The organism is Dyadobacter soli, assembly GCF_900101885.1.
Lineage (GTDB): Bacteria > Bacteroidota > Bacteroidia > Cytophagales > Spirosomataceae > Dyadobacter > Dyadobacter soli.
In genome coordinates this window covers 136,443-151,044 of record NZ_FNAN01000015.1, presented here as the reverse complement: position 1 = coordinate 151,044, position 14,602 = coordinate 136,443, and the positions used below count along the sequence as shown (strand labels likewise).

At 51.6% G+C, this 14,602-nt stretch carries 11 protein-coding genes; 2 read left to right on the top strand and 9 right to left on the bottom strand.

The window, feature by feature from the left end; genetic code table 11:
* Positions 1 to 169 precede the first annotated feature (169 nt).
* Complete coding sequence (locus BLQ88_RS24345; RefSeq protein WP_143016919.1) at positions 170 to 622, top strand: DUF6934 family protein; 453 nt, start codon at positions 170 to 172, stop codon at positions 620 to 622.
* A complete protein-coding gene (locus tag BLQ88_RS24340) occupies positions 619 to 798 on the top strand; it encodes a hypothetical protein (RefSeq protein WP_090155355.1) in 180 nt (59 codons plus the stop codon). The genes BLQ88_RS24345 and BLQ88_RS24340 overlap by 4 nt, the downstream gene beginning before the upstream one ends.
* Positions 799 to 860: 62 nt before the next feature.
* On the opposite strand, the gene BLQ88_RS24335 is transcribed toward BLQ88_RS24340, so the two are convergent.
* The 9 genes from BLQ88_RS24335 to BLQ88_RS24295 all read right to left on the bottom strand — a co-directional run bounded on the left by BLQ88_RS24335 (position 861) and on the right by BLQ88_RS24295 (position 14,587).
* Entirely contained in the window at positions 861 to 2,024 is a 1,164-nt protein-coding gene (locus BLQ88_RS24335; protein WP_090155353.1) for a cellulase family glycosylhydrolase, read from the bottom strand.
* A 22-nt stretch (positions 2,025 to 2,046) separates the two neighbouring features.
* A complete protein-coding gene (locus tag BLQ88_RS24330) occupies positions 2,047 to 3,087 on the bottom strand; it encodes a family 43 glycosylhydrolase (protein WP_090155351.1) in 1,041 nt (346 codons plus the stop codon).
* Positions 3,088 to 3,108: 21 nt separating this feature from the next.
* On the bottom strand, positions 3,109 to 5,154 hold the full coding sequence (locus tag BLQ88_RS24325) for a CehA/McbA family metallohydrolase domain-containing protein (protein ID WP_229212835.1): 2,046 nt from the start codon (positions 5,152 to 5,154) through the stop codon (positions 3,109 to 3,111).
* Positions 5,155 to 5,176: 22 nt separating this feature from the next.
* Complete coding sequence (locus BLQ88_RS24320; RefSeq protein WP_090155347.1) at positions 5,177 to 6,049, bottom strand: sugar phosphate isomerase/epimerase family protein; 873 nt, start codon at positions 6,047 to 6,049, stop codon at positions 5,177 to 5,179.
* Between the two features lie 61 nt (positions 6,050 to 6,110).
* Positions 6,111 to 7,229: a Gfo/Idh/MocA family protein gene (locus tag BLQ88_RS24315; protein ID WP_090155345.1), complete on the bottom strand. Its 1,119-nt coding sequence runs from the start codon at positions 7,227 to 7,229 to the stop codon at positions 6,111 to 6,113.
* A gap of 369 nt (positions 7,230 to 7,598) precedes the next feature.
* Complete coding sequence (locus BLQ88_RS24310) at positions 7,599 to 8,330, bottom strand: ThuA domain-containing protein (protein WP_090155343.1); 732 nt, start codon at positions 8,328 to 8,330, stop codon at positions 7,599 to 7,601.
* 40 nt (positions 8,331 to 8,370) lie between these two features.
* Entirely contained in the window at positions 8,371 to 11,901 is a 3,531-nt protein-coding gene (locus BLQ88_RS24305) for a PVC-type heme-binding CxxCH protein (protein WP_090155341.1), read from the bottom strand.
* Positions 11,902 to 11,950: 49 nt separating this feature from the next.
* Positions 11,951 to 12,652, bottom strand: a complete 702-nt coding sequence (locus tag BLQ88_RS24300; protein ID WP_229212834.1) for a DUF3823 domain-containing protein — start codon at positions 12,650 to 12,652, stop codon at positions 11,951 to 11,953.
* A 27-nt stretch (positions 12,653 to 12,679) separates the two neighbouring features.
* Positions 12,680 to 14,587, bottom strand: a complete 1,908-nt coding sequence (locus BLQ88_RS24295) for a RagB/SusD family nutrient uptake outer membrane protein (protein WP_090155338.1) — start codon at positions 14,585 to 14,587, stop codon at positions 12,680 to 12,682.
* Between the last annotated feature and the right edge of the window lie 15 nt (positions 14,588 to 14,602).

The window sequence follows — 14,602 nt, the reverse complement described above, 5'->3', positions numbered from 1 at the left end:
GGGGTTAAGAATTCCGGTTGTGAAGATATTCATTCAAGGCGATTTCACCGGTTGAAAATTGAAAGTTTACCTGAAAAGGCGCTTTTGAAAATAATGTAACCGGCTGATAATCGGATTTGGAGAGGGTGGATTGGAATTTGTAATGTTGGGGAGAAAACACCACTATGCTATGGAACAATCTTATTACATTGTCGAATCACTATGGGATGGGTATAGGTTTGACTACGTCAGCATCGGGTCTACGATTATTGAAAAGGCTATCATATTTTATGAGTTGGACGTCCCTTTTTTGTATTCGTTGCTTCTCGGGGATATTGAGGAAGATGGTTCAATTTCAGCAGAAAGCCGAAGTAACAATGGAGATATGATCAAGAATTTAACGACTGTTTACAGGACCATTGAACAGTTTCTCAACAATAACCCCAGAGCTCTGGTCGCATTTCAAGGAAATACAGCAGCAAAAACAAGACTGTACCGAATTGCCATTTCCAAATACCTGGATCGTTTTCTTGATAGATACTTAATTTGGGGAGTTCGATGCGATAATGGGAGACACGAGCCATTCCAAATCAACCAATCTTACCGGGCCTTTTTTGTAACCATCAAATCTTTGTCAACATGAGCAATTCCTGTGTTAAAATCGAAAAAAAGAAAAAGCGGCCATCAGTATCGCATCCAAATGGAATTATTGGCGAATATGCCACTGTTGAGGATGCTATTGAGGCGAAGAAAGCAAAATTATTGGAGGCAGTGCCGCAGCTGAATTTGTCAGTTCTCTTACAGCAGTTAGGGAAATAGCAAACGCCCTGCTCTCCATAGGAAAAGCAGGGCGTTTGTACCGTTTGATTTTTAAATCACTTCTATTTAGCAGCAGTCAACTTCTTAATCAAATCCACCTCAGCCTGCTTGTAGGGCGTGCCGTCTTTTCTGAAAATATCGTGGAACCACAGGTCTGGTTCTTTGGTATAGGTCTTTTTCCAGCTGTCCCATGGGTAAATGGTTTGGGATTTGCCGTCTACGAGGCCCCAGTTGATGGCGCCTACGTTGTATTTCTTCGCAACGGGCAAAGAAGTTTCAAAGAAGCTGCCGTTTCCGCGCGACATGTATTCGGTGCAGATCAATGGACGACCGTAAGGTTCAAGCCACTTAATGCGCTTCTCAAATTCCTGCGCGTTTTCGTAGTTGTGGAATGTGATCACATCCGACTCCTCGATTTGTGCTTTTTCGATTGGTTTCAGCTTTTCAGGTGCCGACCAGTCGCCTGCCCATACGCCCGACGATAATGGTTGCGATGGGTTCACCGAACGCGCCCATTCAAAGGATTTCACCATCAATGGCAATACATAATCCACTTTCTTGGGCAGTTCTACCTTTCCGTACGAGCTGTTGTTGGTGTTATCCGGCTCGTTCCAGATATCCCACATCAGCACGCGGTCGTCGTTCGCGAATGCGGCGACGGTGCCTTTTACATATCTTTCCAGACGCGGGTATTGCGTACTGTCTTTCAACGCGTCGAAACCTGGATTCTGAACCCAGCCGGAGTTATGCACGCCCGGCTTAGGATCGCGCTGCTTGCCCAGTTTCGGGAACGGGTCCCAGCACGAATCGAACAACACGAGTACCGGTTTGATGTTGTGCTTTTTCGTAATGTCCAGGAATGTGTCGAGGCGTTTGATAAAGCCGGCGGAATCTTGCTGATAAAGCAAATCGTGCAGGTATACGCGCATGGTATTCATGCCGATGTTCTGCGCCCAACCGAGCTCTTTGTCGATGGTAGCGGTATCAAATGATTCCGCCTGGAACATTTCAAGCTGGTTGATAGCCGTGCTCGGGAGGAAATCGGCTCCTACGAGCCAGCCCTGTTTGGCATACCATTCCTTGGCTTGCTCCTTGGTCCATATTTCGCGACCAGCAGCTTGCTCCTGTGCCGGAGCTTCTTCTTTTTTCTCGTCGGCTTTCTTGGCGCAGTTCTGCAACATGAGGCAGGCCGCAACAGCCCAGATCGTCGTTTTTAACAATTTCATCAGGTGTTTAGAATTGGTTTCGTTATTTAAAAAGAGGCGCGGGCTGGTTTTCTAAGCTTGGTTGTGCATTAGAAATTTCCGGCCAGCCATTTTTCCAGGTCAGTTTATCCAGCATTAACACACGACGATTGGTGCCGGTGGATACCCTGGGCTCAGCCTTGCTGATCGCGTGGTAAAGCAGCCAGTCCGTACCGGCGTCGTCGGTTATCCAGCGTGCATTATGCCCTGGCCCTGCATATGCGTCATTTCCGTGCAGGAGGATCGTACCCGCACCGCGTTCCTTCAAATCCTTGCCCTCCTGGTCGAGAAACGGCCCGAAAATAGATTTAGAACGGCCCACGCGAATATGGTATTTACTTTTCTCGAACTCGCAACAACTTTCCTTCGAACCTAAAAAGTAGTAGTAATCCCCTTTTTTCTGGATCATTACCGCTTCGAAATCTCCGGCTGCTAGTTTGAATTTCTTCGAAAGATCGGTGACCGATTTGCCATCGGCCGACAGTTCCACACCGTAAGTTCCCTGCGTAGGCTTATCGCTGAAACTGCCCCAGAAAACATATTTTTTACCATCCGCTTCGAGATAAAACGGATCGATCGAGTTTGGCACTTCTACATCCGCGCTATTGAACAACTTTCCCTGATCGACGAACGGGCCCGCAGGCGAATCCGCGATCGCCAACCCTACACCCGGATTCACATCGCCCCAGGTCGAGTAAGCGTAATACATGTAGTATTTGCCATTCACTTTCACCACGTCCGGCGCCCAAATGCCGCCTTTTTCCTTCCAGGCGGGCTTAGTAGTAAATGCTTCCTTGACGAAATCCCAATGCACGAGGTCTTTCGAACGGACAATGGGTACCAGCCGTGAGCCGTTGCCATCGCCCCAGTCGTCCTGCGTACCGTAAGCGTAAAAGTAGCTATCGTCGCCCTTCACGACCGTCGGATCGGCGAGAATGGGTTCGAAAACGGGGTTCTTGTACTCCTTGTCGCCTGGTCCCGGGCCGCCGGGGCCCGGAGGCGTCAAAATGAGTGGTAATAGCAGTGATAAGAGTGGTTTGATCATTCTTGTTTCGGTTTGATAACGTTATTCAAGCCAGATGATCTGCGTGAATGCGCCGTTGGCCGCTACATCCCAAAGTTCAACCCGCAGCCATTTCCGGCCTTTCATATTTTGGGTAAACTTAAAGTTTTTCTGACCGAATGCTTGTGTGTCGTTCAAATTAATAATGTCGTGGAACACTTCCTTGCCGTCACCGGAGATCACTTCCGCGCGGTTGAGCGGAAATGTCCATTTGGCGTCGAGGGCGATTTCCACATTACCTTTCGCATCAGGCTTAGCGGTTTCACCAACGGCTGCATTATTCACTTTAAATGCCGGGATGAGCACTTCGCCGGTGGTGACGAAGAATTTGCCTTTCCGCATCGCATCTAGTACCGGCTGCCAGCCGTCCTCGAATTTTGGAAGCTCGTCGAGTTGCAGGTAATTGACATTCAAATGGCCATACAATTCATAATTAGGCTCAATGCGGAACAGATCTGCTTCGGCTAGTACATTCTTTTTATAGCCCCAGTTGGCCATATCGTCCATCAGGTCGAGGACGCGTTTACCGAGCTTGGGCTGCGACAAATCGGCCGGCATCGCTTTCCAGGCGGCGCCGAGGAAATGGTCGGATTTGTAGAATGCTTCGTCCTTTTGCTTGTCGGGAAAGCCGGTAGAGCCCTTCGTGCGTGCGTGCGCAGTCCACGCGAGACCGTTTTCCATTTCGAGCAGTTTCTGCATTTCCTCCTTGTTGCCAATGCGGTAAACCTTGCCGTACTCGGGATGGTCTTCTACAAATGGCTGGTCTTTCTCGCGCGACATCAGCCAGTAAACCGGTTTGGGAAAGATATTCATCCAGTGGCCGCCAAAGAAATTGTTAGGCTCCTCGCCGGGCAATAGCAGAAAGTTGCCGCCTGATAATCGTTCGCACTCCGCAAACATCATTTTCAATTCCGGCCAGCGCTTCGCTTCCGGCCCTCGCGGGCTCCCCGGACCATGGAATTCGGCCAGATGCACAATGTTCAAGCCCGTATTACGGAATGCTTTCACAAAACCCGGCATATCCGGCAGCGGCTTGCGCGTGAGCACGTCGTCCACATGCTCCTGGTGGAAGTGACTCGACATCGTATAGTAGCCTGGAATCGGCTCATACTTGTCCGAATGCGTAAATGCCTTCACATTTTCCAGCACTTTGCCATCCTTTTCGCGGCTCAGCAGGCAGAAGAAATTGTACCGCTGCTGCGTTCCCGGAGGTGCATTGAACCACGGTACCCAGCGCCGGTCGCCGAGCAAATCGTGGCGAATGCCGATCCCGAAACCCGGCAGCAGGTTGCGGTAATTCTCGCCGTACCAAATGTGTTCGAGGTTATAGCAATTATCCAGCGGATAGAAATACTGGTGCGGTGCGGGGAAAACGGCCAGGTTACCTTCTTTGCCTTGACCAATGATCGTGCGGTATTTAACCGCCATCATTTCGACCGTATCCATTTTGGTCACTGCCACATTCCGCATAAAATCCTCGGTATCGGCCCAGAAAAGCTTCTGCCAGGGCGTTTCACGCGAGGTAAGGCCTATGTCATAAATCACGGCTAACGAATCGACATTGGTAGACATTACCGCGGCCACATTCATGAGCGGACTGCCATTGTACAATGTAAATTGAATGGCGCCCGAAAACGGTCCGGCCTTCGCTCCGTTCACCGTAATTTCCGTGCGGGAGCCGTTGCTGGCCACTTTGACGTCCGTTTTGTCGAGCTTCACGGCGTAACTCTGGTATTTCAGGTAGGCTGTTTTGTCAAAGAAAATATTCCAGCCGTTCTGTGAAACGAGGTCGCGCTTGCCGACGGTAAGTATAATGGCCGGATCGAGATTTTGGGCGATCGTGTATTGTTTCTCTTTGGTACCAATGCCCAGGCTGCCGATCAGCGGGTTGGTTTTATTCAGATCGATGGAAACTTTGGCGGTTTCCGCATTGCCGGCGGGCCATTCGACGTTCAGCATTGCGCCGCTGACGGTCGCCTGGACGCCGCCTTTCTTGTCAAAACCTTTTAAATCGACGGGTACCTGCGCTTGCAGCGTTAGCCCAATCATTGACAAGAAAAAAAACAGGATTTTACGCATTGACGGTAGAATGTGTTGGAACAAACAGTTTCTTGTAAAAAGCAAGCCCTTCATCGGCCAGCTCATCGGCGCTGTTGGCCAATGGTCGCCAGATGCAGGCTGCACGTGCGAGTTCTTTGGAAGGTTGTCCGAAGGTTTCGATCACCACCGCGCCATCATAGCCGATGTCGGTAAGCGCCTCCTGAATGCCCTGCCATTCGAGATGGCCGGTGCCCGGCGTACCGCGGTCGCTTTCGTTGCCTTGTACATGACAAAGTAAATCTTTCCCGATTTTCCTGATCGTGGCCGGAATATCTTTTTCCTCGATATTGGAATGGAAGGTGTCGAGCACGATTTTCAGATTGGGATTTCCCACCTCGTCCAGGATCGACAACGCCTGATCGACGGTGTTCACCATATCGGTTTCAAAGCGGTTCAAGGGTTCCAGGCCGAGCGTAACCCCGCAATCCCCGGCGATTTGGCTTACTTCTTTTAAAATATCCACACACCATGCACGCTCCTGCTTTTTCTGCTCGTCGGAGACAATGCGCGTTTTGCCTACTGCCGAATATACGGGCCCGCCGAAAACCGGGCTGTCCATTTGTTCGGCTATGCGGATGCAATCGATAATGTATTGTTTCCCGATCTCGCGGAATGCCGGATCGGTGCTGGAAATGTCGCGTTCCGGACCGAATGCACCGCTGATGGTGATTTTCAGGTCAAGATCGCGGGCGGTGTCTTTGATGAGCTTCCAATCGATAATGCGGGCGTCTTCGACTGCGATTTCGATGATATCGTAGCCCATGTTCTTAACCTTGGTGAGCAGGTCGATGTTGGCTGTCGAAAACGGGGATACCCAGATGAATGTGCTGGCTCCGAATAACATAGGGATTCAGGTTTTAGCAAAAAGCCAGGTTTTTGAGGCCTGGCTTTTTTATTGGAATAAATTACGCTTCAAAACTCGGCACATCCACACGAATACCGCCCTTCATGGCCGACTCGTGTGCGCAAATGCCGGCGCAGGTGTAGTTGGCAGCCAGTGCCGCGTCCACGGCCGAATCGCGGCCTTCGACAATCGCCGCCACGAATTCCTGCACCAAATGCGGGTGCGATCCGCCATGACCAGCGCCTTGAAGGAACGAAACGTGATTCGGGTCGTCGATTTTCTCACGCTTTGTGAAATGCTTGATCGGTTCGATGAGCAGCTCATCGGTATCCGGTACATTGATGCGCGATGCATTCTCGCCACCATCGAAAATCACGTGCTCCTCATCCTGCAACTGCTCCCATTCGAACGACATTTTGGTACCATACACATCGTAGCTCTCGCGGTACTGGCGCACCACATCAAAAAGCGAGCGGGTCGCCTCGGCTACCACGTCGGAGCCGCGCAACGTAAATGTGGCTGTTTCAACCGCGAAAGGCGATCCGTAGCGGCTGGCGAGATCTTCACTCAACCGGCCCGAGCCGTGACAAACGACCGTTTCGGCAATGGTATTATTGATTTTCAAAAGCGGGGAAATGGCGTGGGTACCGTTCAGCATCGGTGGGTAACCTTTCCAGTACTCGCCCCAGCCATCCATGCTCATATCCTGGATGTGCGAGCCGCGCACAAACTGAATGCGGCCCAGCTGGCCGGTTTGCGCGAGGTTCAGTCCGTAGAGGAATTCGCGGGTATAAAGCGCGGTTTCCATCATCATATACACTTTGCCCGAACGGCGTTTGGCTTCCACGATGGCTTTGCAATCTTCGACGGTCATCGCCATCGGGATAGTGCAGGCGGTGTGCTTATTGGCATTCAGGGACGCGAGCGTCATGCGTGCGTGATCGGGGACGGGCGTTACCACGTGTATCGCGTCCACGTCGTCGCGCTTGGGAACGTCTTCGAAATGCTCGAAAACGAGGTTAGGGTCGAGATTGAACTTGGCTGTCAGCTCGTCGCGGGTTTGTTTGCTGCGGGTACAGATCCCCACCGCCTTGATATTCGGGTGGCTTTGATAGATGGGGATAAACTCCTTCCCGAAACCCATACCCACGATAACTACTGTGATTTGCTTGTCGCTCATTGTTGTTTTGTTTAAAGCCCCCGGGTTAAAACCCGGGGTTAAGAAATGGATTGATTTTGCTTTGGCCCCAGGTTAAAACCTGGGGTTGGAAATGGATTGATTTGTTTTGCTTCCTTTGCGAGCCTATGGCTCTTTTGATTCTTGCCCCCTTTCTCTCCTGATCCCCGGGATAAAGCCCGGGGCAATAGATTTATAGGGAATGGTATTGATCATTGGTGCCATCCTGGGGGCATATGCATGATCATCTTTAATCCTATTGCCGTCGGTTTCAACCGACGGATAAGAGTTAGTCAGGGAGCTTGTCTGAGCATTGTTAATTAAAAGCTTGTTTGAGAATTGCTGGTAAGGAGCTTATTTGAGCTTTTTCTTTTATTTCCCAGCCGCCCACTGAACAGCATTCCTCAACATAGTCTGATAAGGCTCAATCGTATGCGATTTGGCATCATGCCCCAATGCGATCCCAACAATCCTCCCCTTCGGATATTTCACAATGAAAATGCTTGGGAAAACCTTCTCCGAAGTCTCCGCTTTGGCCGTAGCGAGCACTTCGATCGGCGTACCTGCGGCATCCGGTTTGAAGTAATACAACTCGTCATCCAGCTTGAAACTTGCCGGAACGCCTTTGGTAACCGGGTGCTTTCCGGTAATGGTAACTTCGAACGGCCCGTATTTGTCATGTCCTTTCGAGCCGCCGCCTACGAGCTTCTGGTTGTATTCCGGCCAGTCGGCCCAGTTGTACCAAAGTGCGGGATGCGCCAGTACCAGGCCTTTTCCGGCATCCACGAATGCAAAAATGGCTTCACGCGTGGCCTTGTCGGCGATGGGCTGGTTGTTGCTGAGGTAGAGCACATCGATGTCTTTCAGTTTGCCCAGAATGGCCGACGGGTCGCTGGTGTACTCCACCGTGGCGAGACCCTCTTTTTGCAGCGTTTGCACATCTTCCTGCTTATACCACCGGTCGAAATCGTGCGAGGCGCCGCCACCTACCAGCAGCACGCGGATCGCCTTTTTCTTTCCGGGGCTTTCCGCCATCGCATTAATGGAAATCATGGCTAACAGAAGCAATAATGCGGCAATGAGCTTTGAGGTTGAATGCGTCATTTTTGAGTTTTAAGTTTATGAGTTTAGTGTTTATGAGTTCTCACCGAACCACCCGCAGAATCCCATTCATACCGCGCCAGTGGCCGGGGAATGTGCATACGTACGGGTAATCGCCGGGCTCATTGGGCACCGTGAATTCCAACGTGACGGTTTCTTCGCTATTCACCAGCTTCGTCGAGAACAGTACTTCCGGGATCTTTGGAACGTATTGCATTTCAGCAGCTTTCGGATTAGTAAGAAGTTCGTCGGCGGCCTTACCTACTTTTTGCAATGTGCCGGGTTTGATAATTAACAGGTTGTGCTGCATTCCGTCGGGGTTTTCGAGGTTGATCACCACCTTCTGCCCCGCTTTCACAGTAAGCAGCTTTTTGTCATACTGCATTATCTCCTTTTCCACTTTCAGCTCGATCACCATCGCATTGGAAGCAACCGTTTTTGAAGTGGTTTTGCTCGGTTCAGCTACATTGCTGCCGCCTTCATTCGGGCGATTGAGTTCAAGCGACGCTTTTTGGAAATTACCTGCAAAACCAAAGCGGCCTTCATATTCTCCGATCCTGTCCTCGCCTTCCATATCCTCGCCCGTACGCACCGAGTTGCTGAGCGGCGCATTGAAAAGCATATGCGCCTTACCGGTTGCAGCTTCCTTGCCGTCGATCTCGATGCGGATGTTGCCGCCTTGCGTAAGGCTCGCAACCACATCGAATTTGTCGGGTAACGGAGCAGAGGTGGCCGCCTGACTAAGCATTCCGTGCTGTTTCACGGCCATAATCAGCTTGCCGTCCTGAATGTAAAGCGCGTAACCGCCGTCCTTACCGCCCTGGCCCGCTATGAAACCCTGCAATGCGCGGTCGCGGCCTTTGTTGACGGTCGCGCGGATCGTAATTTCCTTACCTGTCACATCCGGTGGAAATTGCAGCGTGCTTCTTCGTCCCAGCGGATAAATTTCCCTGCTCAATGCCTCGGTAACCTGTGCCGTCAATGCGGATGGCTGCGATTGCTTGCCGGCTGCGGCAAGGAAGCCTTTTTCGTGCTGGATAGCCGCTGCGAGAATGGCGCGTGAAAGCCATGGATCTTTCGCATTCTGCTCGTCAAGCGAAGCCTGGTAAATGGCCGCACCTGCTTTTTCGGAAGCCGGTAACTCTGCGATGGCTACGAAAACGCTCAGACGTGTGTTCAGGTTAGCGTCTTTCATGCCTTTTTCGAGTATTTCAAAACTTTGCGCCTGCTTCGGCAACACGCTCGCCCCTGCTTTGCGCACGCCGGCTGCCGGGTGGGTCAATGCTTTACTTACGACCTGCAATGCCTCCGCATTCGAGCCATCCATTGCGCCCAGGCCGTGCAATGTCCATAATGCGTGTACCGCGGGGCTGTTCAAGCCAATTTCATCGACTTTGGGATTACTAATAATCTTGTACAAATCCGGTAGCACCGACAGTTTCTTCGATTCTACCAGCAAGCGCTGCGCGGTCATACGCCAGAACATATTGTCGTTTTCCAATGCGGCCACCAGTCCCGGCAGGTCGTCTTTCGAGAGCTTCAATGCAGGCGCTTTTTGGGCGTTTTTATAAACGATCCGGTAAATGCGGCCATGGTTCAGGTCACGCATAGGGCTGCTGAATGCATTGCCGGGGCCGTGCGGCTGCTCTTCAAATGGTAAGATGAACTTCGAGGGCGATTGTGCCGGTACGAACACATTATGCTGGATAATGAAGTTATACCAATCGGAAACCCATACCGCACCATCGGGGCCTACTTCCGCTTGCACCGGGCCGAACCATTCGTCGGAGCTGGCCATGAAGTTCCAGCCGTCTTTTTCCTTGAAACCTGCGCCATCCGGTTCGAGAATGGCTTTGTGTACCAAACGGATCGTCGGTTCGGTGACGAATGCGACGCGGTTCCAGTATTCTTTCGGGTAGTTTCTGGCTGTATAAAAATGGTGTCCTGCCGCGGAAGTGAAACCTCCCACCACGTCTACCTGGCGTAAATTCGGTGTTACGGCGTGTGCATCATAATGCCCGTCGATCTTCTGAATGGCTTGTACCGTTGGTTGTTCCTCACCTAACGTGCGCTGCATTAATCTTCCCGGCATTGAAAAGAATGCGCTGTGCGTGTTGTTGGCGGTGGAAAGGAAGATATTGTTATCCTCCGTGAATCCGAGGCCCCAGGTGTTGTTACTGCTGCTGCCAAGGTACTCAAACTCTTTTCCGTCGGGTTTGAAATGATAAAGTCCTTGCGAGAAGCTCATCTTCTTGCCATCAATAGTTCCGTTGAATGCAGAGAAGCCCAATACACCCCAGATTTTGTTATCAAAACCATATTGCAGGTTCGATGGCCCCGCGTGGGTATCATTCTTGCCCCAGCCGGTCATGATCACTTCGCGGGTATCAGCCACGTCGTCGCCGTTGGTATCTTTCAAAAACACGAAATCCGGCGCCATGGAGACGATCACGCCGCCATTTGAAAATACCATGCTGGTAGGAATGTTCAGCTTGTCGGCGAAAACGGTGAACTTATCAGCCTTGCCGTCGCCATTGGTATCCTCGCAAATTTTAATGCGGTCGTTGGAAGCGCCGTCGGTTTCCTTGAATGTGTTGGGATAATCGACCGACTCCACCACCCAAAGCCTTCCGCGCTCGTCCCACGACATGGCGATCGGGTTGGTAATGTCGGGTTCCGATGCAAATAGTTGTATTTCAAAATCCGGCGGGATCTGCGTCAGCTTGTTGGATTCGGCTGGTGAAAGCGATTCCTGCATTTTAGGCACCACGTGCCGTTTGGTATAATGTGAAATAGTATCTGAATTGTAAATGTCCACGTCAGGCAGGTTCAGTGCCGCTATTTGCGCCTGTACCCGGTCTCCCACGGCCCATAGCACGCCGTTTCTGACGAGGTCGAGGAAGCCTTTGTTCGTCCAGGTGCTATCCTCGTGGCCGTAAGCGGTGTAAAATACACGGCCTTTGCCCTCGTTGCGCACCCACGTGTAAGGCTCGTGTACGTCGCCTTCCACCCGCTCGCCCAGGACGATCTTGTCGGGGTTCAGGTTTTTATGGACGTAAGTTTCATCCCAGGTCTCAAAGGCGGTAATGCCCTTCATGACCTGGTGTTCCGGTTTTAGAATGGTGTTTTTGAATGTACCCGTTTTGTGGGAGGCAAACTGGCCGCCGATGGTTTTGATATACCAGGTCGAATTGCGGAAACATCCGGATGCCGAATGGATCGGGATAAGCCCTTTTCCACCTTCTACGAATGCTTTCATGGCGCTTTCCTGCGACGGCGAGAGTGAATCGTGGTTGGCGTAGATGATCAGCCCGTCGTATTTCGCAAGGTTCTCAGGGTTGATATCGTTCGGATTGGTCGTGTACGACATGTTAATGCCGCTTTTAAACAGCTTGATCGACAGCCAGGGCGCATACTTGCCCGAATCGTGGTGCTTGCTGTTGTGCCCCAGGAACAATACTTCGGCCCTGCGGCCTTTGGAAGCGCCAGCCTTCACAGCTGGCGCCCCTGTTTTACTTTTTGCACATGCCAGCGCCATGAGCCCGACAAGCAGAAGTGCAACGTAATTCCTCATTCAAATTGGTTTTAAAGAAAAGTTTCGGTTTTAATCTTGGGATCAATCCTTACAAATTGACTTTCTGGACCGGCGAAAACACCATGTCCTCCACATCCTTGATCTTCACACCTACCCTTGCGAACACGTAGTTCTGGGCAGGTGAAAGCGCAGGGACATTAGCTGTGAGGTTGATCGCGTTCAGGTCTTTAATGTCGGCCCCGGGGATGTCCGTCACAGCCACGTTGGTAGCGCGGGCAACAAAATCGGTTTTGTTCACATATAAGGAGACCCTTTCAATGTCTTTACCCTCGGTGCCGGTCAGTATTTTTTCAAGTTTGATTGAAGCATTTACCTTACTCTCACCGCCGCTGAACTGCGGCGTGCGGATCATGTAGTAAGGCATTACCTCTACGTCGAGTGCCTGGTTGCCTGCCAGCTTCACAAACAATGTGTCCTTCGCTGCGGCGTCCTTCACGATGGTTTTGAAAGGTCCGCGGTTGGCCGGGAAAACCAGTTTATAGTTTCCATCAAACAAAATGGCCGAATAGGTGCCCTCCTGGGAAATGGGAGCGTCGATCGCCGCCAGCTTGCCGAAGCCCGGCTGCCAGAGTTGCAGGCGCACCTGCCCCGCTTCCACACCTACCGGCTCGCCCTTGTACACGATCTTGCCCGAAAGCATCGACTTAGGTTCGGTATAGTTGTCCTTTTCACAAGCCGACAGGAGCGCAACCATCGCGACAAGCGGCATAATCTGAAATCTGATCTTCATGATATCGTATCGTTTGAATGTGATGGCCTATTGGTTGGGATTCCTGACGAGCTTGGGATTGTTGCTGATAATGGCGTCGTCGATGTACGAATAGTAGTTTCCAAGCTGGAAGCGGTCGGCACCGGTTACCCGGCTGAGCTTAACCGGCTTGTAAATCCATTTACCATTGTTAGGCGAGCCCGGATCGTAGATTTTGTACGACCACAATCCCCACGGCTGCGTGTTGCGCTTGGTAGCTTTGCCCAGGTCTTTGGAAAGCTCGGCGGCTGAAATTGCATTGCCGTCCTGGATCTGGTGTGCAATGCGCCATCTTTTCATATCATACAAAAGGTGTCCTTCAAATGCGAATTCCACGCGGCGCTCGTGTACGAGGCGGTCGAAATTGATGTCTGACGCTTTGAGAGGCGTTACCAAACCGGCACGTGCGCGGACCTGGTTCATGTACCCTGCCGCTTCCGCCGCCTGGCCGAGCTCAAATGCAGCCTCGGCCGCATTCAAAAGCACTTCGGCATAACGGTAACGAACGAGCCATACTTCGCTGTTCACCCCGCGCTGACCTGAACCTACTACGGGATCGAGGTATTTGCGGAGGTAGAAACCTGTTTGGGCAGTGAATTCAAATCCGTCGATCGGGCCATCAAAGCCTACTACCTGCTCGGGAACGGTTTTGCCCGGAAGCGTTTTTTGTGCACCACGGTCGTCGCCGCTGATAACTGTGCCGTTTGCGAGCTGGTAACCTGCCCAGATATCGACTTTACGACCTTTGAATGTAGTTCCCGGCAACATTACCGTTCCGGCGAGGCGAGCGTCGCGGCCTTTGAAAATGTCAGTCTGGTCAGCGTAATAGATCGGCGTGCCATTTGCATTGGCGGTCGGGATCGGCGCGAAGGTGTTATCCAGTTTTTCAAAGGCTTCCACGAATTGCAGCGACGGGTTAATGCGGCCACCTTCTTCTTCCTCAGCGCCGTAACGCGGCTGGTTCCAGCCTGTGAAGTAATGCACCTTTCCACTTTGCAGTTTGAAATCCTCTACAAAAATGACTTCGGAGTTGTTGGCCTTGTCGTAGAAAATACTGGCGAAGTTTTCAGAGAGATCAGGTTTTTTGGTATACAATGCATAAGCACCCGCATTCCCTGAAATGATCTCTTTCGCAGCCGTCAACGCTTTGGTATAATAACCATTAGCCGCGCTGGCAGGAATTCCCACCTCACCGCCTGGTAATGCAACGCTCGGGGTATTTGCACCGTATTTCGCGATGGAGCCCGCATAAAGCGCCGCTCTCACCTCCATAGCAAGCGCCGCAGCCTTGGTAGCGCGTGATTTCTCGCCTACGCTGGCCGGCAGTTTGTCCTTGATCTCCTCGGCTTCTTTGATTACAAAATCATAAATCTCCGATTCCTTGGCGCGTGGATACTGCAGGTAGGTAGGATCGCCGCTGAAATCGTACACCATCGGTTCGAGGATCAGCGGTACGCCGCCCATTCTTTTCACCAATTCGAAATAGTAGGAAGCCCGCAAGAAACGCGCTTCCGCCAGGTAACGCTCGCGCACAGCAGGTGCCAGCTTGTCGGCAGCCGTACATTTCTGGATAAACAGGTTCATTTCACGAATGTAACCGTAATCCCACGCCGCCCAGGTTCCGAAACCCCAGCCGCTGTTCTGGAACGCGCTGTACCGCCCGGCTTCCGACCAGAATGCCTCATTGAAGTCGCTGACGGTAAGCCAACCCGGATAGTCGTTTATGGTTTTGAATGTGGATTGATCGACATAGCGGTTGTACAAATCGCCCAATACCGAAAGTACCTGGCCTTCGTCGCCCCAGATCTGCTCCTCGGAAAGTTGGCCGGTAGGCGGACGGTTCAGGAACTCGTCGTCGTTACAGCTCCAACCCAGCGTCAATACAGCAATCGAGAGTATTTGAAATATCTTTTTCATGTTGAATTCCAATCG